The organism is Candidatus Nanosynsacchari sp. TM7_ANC_38.39_G1_1 (assembly GCF_004138385.1).
The window spans coordinates 1-4,919 of the sequence record NZ_PQNZ01000057.1 but is presented as its reverse complement, the minus strand read 5'-3'; the positions used below and the strand labels follow the sequence as shown (position 1 = coordinate 4,919).

General features: G+C 44.5%; 4 protein-coding genes. 3 read left to right on the top strand and 1 reads right to left on the bottom strand.

The features are described from left to right. The first annotated feature begins 459 nt into the window (after positions 1 to 459). The 3 genes from G1ANC_RS04155 (at position 460) to G1ANC_RS03670 (ending at position 4,337) form a co-directional block, all read left to right on the top strand. Positions 460 to 840, top strand: coding sequence for a hypothetical protein (locus G1ANC_RS04155; RefSeq protein WP_129693653.1), 381 nt, complete (start codon positions 460 to 462; stop codon positions 838 to 840). Positions 841 to 890: 50 nt separating this feature from the next. Continuing rightward, positions 891 to 1,319, top strand: a complete 429-nt coding sequence (locus tag G1ANC_RS03675; RefSeq protein WP_129693652.1) for a hypothetical protein — start codon at positions 891 to 893, stop codon at positions 1,317 to 1,319. Between the two features lie 84 nt (positions 1,320 to 1,403). Beyond that, entirely contained in the window at positions 1,404 to 4,337 is a 2,934-nt protein-coding gene (locus G1ANC_RS03670) for a TraM recognition domain-containing protein (protein ID WP_129693651.1), read from the top strand. Positions 4,338 to 4,347: 10 nt separating this feature from the next. Here G1ANC_RS03670 and G1ANC_RS04090 read toward each other — a convergent pair. Continuing rightward, the coding region (locus tag G1ANC_RS04090) for a hypothetical protein (RefSeq protein ID WP_164998015.1) at positions 4,348 to 4,919 on the bottom strand (572 nt) is incomplete at its 5' end.

The window sequence follows — 4,919 nt, the reverse complement described above, 5'->3', positions numbered from 1 at the left end:
ATAGTAAAATAGTGAGCTGTAGTATAAATAACAATATTTATATTACGATAGACGTTGACTTTTTATCATTGATTTGCTATAGTGTGAGTAAGCTTTTAGAAAAACAAAAAAGCAAAACAATACCAACCAAATAAGCCTCCACGATAATAATCGACGGAAACTAGGTGGCGCCAAATATATAACTAATACTATGGTTCCACCTAAGCTCCGCCTATTAAAAAAGGCGTTGAGCGCGCGATATGTGCGCGCATTACACACCTGATTAATCCTTGAGATTGCGATGTCAGTGACCATCAGGTGTGTGATGTAGGTCTGCGCGATCGCAAGTCTTTTGCTCGCTAAGTGCGAGCGGTCAATCGGGCAAAAAGCAGTTGTTGCAGCGACCCTAATAGTTGTTTACAAAGGTGCTTCGTTATATTGCGACGCTGCTTTTGCCTCCTAGGTGTTATTATTTAAATCATGTATAAACGCTTAATTGCATTTTTGATGTTTTTGTCGTTAGTGGTGTTGCTAGCAATAACGCAGACGACCGCGCCGTCCAAAGTTGGTCCAGCTATTGTAGTTGTTGTGTTTGTATTAATATATATATTTCTTACTTGCACATTGACTCTCTTGCTTCTATTTATAAACAAGATTGTGAGTAAGCATAAATCTGAGCCGTCTAAGCGGAGTGCTGATGACATGTATACCTTAATGTATGGTGCAGTGTTAGCGTTGGCGCCGACTGTGATTGTTGCTGTGCAATCAATAGGACAAATTCAAGCAGGTACATATGTATTAATTACGCTCTTTGTATTGTTGGCTCTTTTGTATGTTAGGCATCAGAAGCGTGTGAAGTGAGGACTGAGGCCTAGAAAAATTGTAAACGCATATGGTATAATTTACTTAATATGGAACCGGGTATAAGAGAACAAGTTCCTGTGCAGAGAGAGGTGCTGCCGCAGAATAGTTACGAGACACCTACTTTTGGCATAGATGGCGGTAATCTTGAGAAGCAAAATACTTCTAGAGAAGTGATGAATGCTGCTTCTGCAGAGGCTGTTGCTAATGCGGTTCCTCAAATTGTGCTACCTCAGCCAATTCCTATAGTTCAGCCAACCGTGGATCCTGGCGCTGCTCAGTCTGCGACATCTGATGACGCCGCAGCGCTGATAGCCAATGATGATGACCTTATTGAAAAGGAGTGGGTTGATAAAGCTAAGAAGATTATCGCAGAGACCAAAGACGACCCGTATCGTCGCGAGGTTGAGATCGGCAAACTTCAGATAGAATATATAAGGAAACGCTACGGGCGCGAAATAGGGAAAGTAGAGGATTAGGTAGTGTCTGGCGGCGGGATAGGCACTCTTGTAACATTGTTTGCAATAGCTTTGGTGATCGGGCTAGGGTCTTTTGTCGTGTTTATGGTCTATCGTAATACTCTTCGTGAGGCGAAGAACTATGAGCGCGGGCTTAAGATGGTGCCGATATTAATTCATCTGCCGCCAGCTAGCGATGATATTGTTAGCGACGGGCGTGATAAACGAGATTTGACGGAAGAAGTGTTGTCGCAAGCTCAGGTTATGTACAATATTATATCCAGTACTGCCACTAAAGGTTTTAAGAGTAAGATTTATGGGCAGAGACATTTGTCGTTTGAAATAGTGGCTCGCGATGGCTTGGTGTTCTATTATGCTGTTGTACCTACAGTGCTCACCGAGGTAGTTCGCCAGGCAATTGCAGCGGCCTACCCATCGGCTCGGCTAGAAGAGGTATCGGAGCATACTGTTTTTAGCAAGGTCGGTAAGATGAGCGGTACGATTGGTGGCGAGTTTACTTTGAGGAAGAACTTTGCTTATCCTATTGCAACATACATGGAATCTAAACGTGATGCATCGCGCGCATTGCTGAATGCTTTATCAGCAGCAACTCGCGAAGATGGTATAGGTATCCAAATATTAATTCGTCCAGCTAATGAGCGATGGGCCAAGTCGGCAGTTTCTGTCTCTGAAAAAATCATAGAAGACAAAGATAAAAAAAAGACTGGACTTTCGGTGTTCTTCTCGCCGAGCGAAATTATGGAGTCTCTATGGAAGCCGCCAGAGAGCGACGACAAAAAGCCAGAGGATAAAAAGCCGCTTAACTCTGTTGAACAGGCGACTGTTGATGCTATTCAAGAAAAAACCCGTTATCCAGGGTACGAGGTACTGATACGGGCTGTTGTCTCGTCTAATACAGCAGCCCGTTCTCAGGTAATATTGAAAAATATTGTCGCAGCATTTGCATTATTTGACTCGCCGACGTTTAACGGATTTAAATTCACGTTAGCAAAAAACATCGAAGAACTAACTTCGTCTTATATTTTTCGTTTCTTCCCGCAGCAGGTTAATAAGAATATATTAAATAGCGTAGAGCTGGCGACGATTTTTCATTTGCCGGATCAGAATAGTATTCCAAGCTCGCAAGTCAAGCGCCAGATGAGTAAGCAAGTCGATGGACCGACGCAGGTGATGGAGACTGGTTTGCTGTTAGGATACAACGAATTTCGCGGTGTTAAGAAGCCGATTAGGCTCAGCGATAAAGACCGCCGGCGCCATATACATATTATTGGACAGACGGGTGTTGGTAAATCAGTTTTGCAGGAAAATCTAGCCTACCAAGATATGCTGGATGGGCGGGGTTTTGCCCTGGTTGATCCGCACGGGGACCTTGCGGAGCATTTGCTAGAAAAGGTGCCAAAGGAGCGCGTTGAAGACATTATTTATTTCAACCCAAGCGATATGGACAATCCGATTGGTCTAAATATGTTTGAGTTTGACCACCCAGACCAAAAAGACTTTTTGGTACAAGAGGCTATCGGTATGCTTTATGGTTTGTATGACCCAGGACATACTGGTATCGTTGGTCCGCGGTTGGAGCATATATTCCGTAACTGCGCGCTGTTATTAATGAGCGATCCGGCGGGTGGTACTTTTGTCGACATACCGAAGCTCTTGGTTGATGATAGTTTCAGAAATAACAAGCTGAAATACGTTACCGACCAGCAGGTGTTAGATTTTTGGACAAAGGAGTTTCCGGCATCGCAGCGATCAAGCGAGGCAGGCGAGGTCATCAGCTGGGTTATTGCTAAATTTGGCCCGTTTATTAGCAATGATGCTATGCGTAATATTATTGGCCAGACAAAAAGCGGCTTTGACTTTCAAGACATTATGAATAATAACAAGATTTTGCTGGTGAACTTATCGAAAGGTAAATTAGGCGATCTTAACTCTAAATTGCTTGGTATTGTCTTTGTGATGAAGTTTCAGGCTGCAGCGATGGCGCGGGCCAAGATTCCAGAGGACGAGCGCAAAGATTTTACGCTGTATGTTGATGAGTTTCAGAACTTTGCGACTGATAGCTTCGAGACTATTTTGAGCGAGGCTCGCAAATATCGATTGAGCTTAGTATTAGCTAATCAGTTCATGACGCAGCTGAAGGAAGAACTGCGCGAGGCTATTCTCGGTAACGTTGGTACAACTATCACCGGCCGGATTGGTATAACCGACGCAGAGATTATGGTTAAGCGTTATACACCAGTGTTTGATGCGGAAGATTTGACGAAATTGCCAAACTTTGAATCTGTCTGTGTCGCCCAGATTGAAGGTGTGCCGTCTGCGCCGTTTAGTATGGCATGGATTCCCCCGATGGGCCACCAAAATGCTCAGTTGGGCGATGCTTTGCGCAGACTGTCGGCTGCAAAATACGGACATCCGCGGGCTCAAGTTGAGCGTGAGATAGCGGCACGTACTAGCATGAATCAATCTTCTGGAAATAATAAACAGTTGAAAAATACGGCTGGAGCCGCTGCTAACGCCCCTAATAAAATAGCACCGAGTAGTAGTTCATCTTTTTTGGATGAATGGTTAGCGAAACGCAAGCAAGTAACCGGTAGAAATAGCACTACGCCGCGTCCAGTATCTTCGCCGCTACCAGCTAATGCTAAACCGCCGATGTCTTCGACTGGCAATGTGGCGGCCGCTGGACCCGCTCAATCTCAAAATTATACTGACGCTTATTCTCGTGCTTCTAGCAGTACCTTGCCAGCTCAGTCGCAGCTACAACAGCTTCCGCAGCAGCCGTCTAATAATCCAATAAATTTGACACAGTCACAGCTTGGTGCAGTACCGCCAGCAGTTACTGTACCGCCGCAAGTTGGTGAGTCTCCTAATGCTAATTCTGCTACGCAGAGTGTCAATTTGCCGACAGAGCCAATTGCAGATAATGGTTCGATTTCGACACCACAACAGCCTGCTAGTAATACTTTAAATATGCGCGACAGCGACAATAGCGGTGAAGTTTCGATAAAATTACGTTAGTTGGCAAAAGTTACTTGGATTTACCGAATATTAGGACGCGAATGTAATCGTAAATCAAGCCGATAACCCACCCTAAGACGAAGGTGGCAATGGTCTCTGTGCCAGATAGCGAATATCCGAAGTGCTTAGCGACTAAATATATACCAGCTGTAAGGATAAAAGCTGCAGCTGACCCTGACAATATGGCATTAGGACGTGCTACAGTATTACCAATCACTTCGCTGCTCTTTTCGACGGCGGGGTTATGAATAACTTTACTGAAAGTTCTGCTGGCAGGTGACATTTCGGATTGAATCTCGGTCATAGTCTTGTCGAAGGCGGCTTTGCGCTCTTGTTTAGAGGTAGGGCCGCGGCGTTTCTTCTCTGGACTGACTTCATTGGTTTTTATTTTGTTTTCTTTACGTTCTTGGGCAATTTCTCTAGCCTCATTGAGCGCCTCGTGGCGAGCTTCGTTTAGCTCTCGAGATTTTTCGGCGCTAGCAGGTTCTCTCTCCTTTTTCTTAGTATCAATATTCTCCTTAACTTCTTGGTGGGTTGTTTCAGGGTTAAAATATTGTTTTTCATGCTTACTATTAGACGACG

Coding starts and splice junctions, on each gene's coding strand:
- G1ANC_RS04155 (WP_129693653.1), top strand. CDS start 460: ATGTATAAACGCTTAATTGCATTTTTGATGTTTTTGTCGTTAGTGGTG.
- G1ANC_RS03675 (WP_129693652.1), top strand. CDS start 891: ATGGAACCGGGTATAAGAGAACAAGTTCCTGTGCAGAGAGAGGTGCTG.
- G1ANC_RS03670 (WP_129693651.1), top strand. CDS start 1,404: ATGGTCTATCGTAATACTCTTCGTGAGGCGAAGAACTATGAGCGCGGG.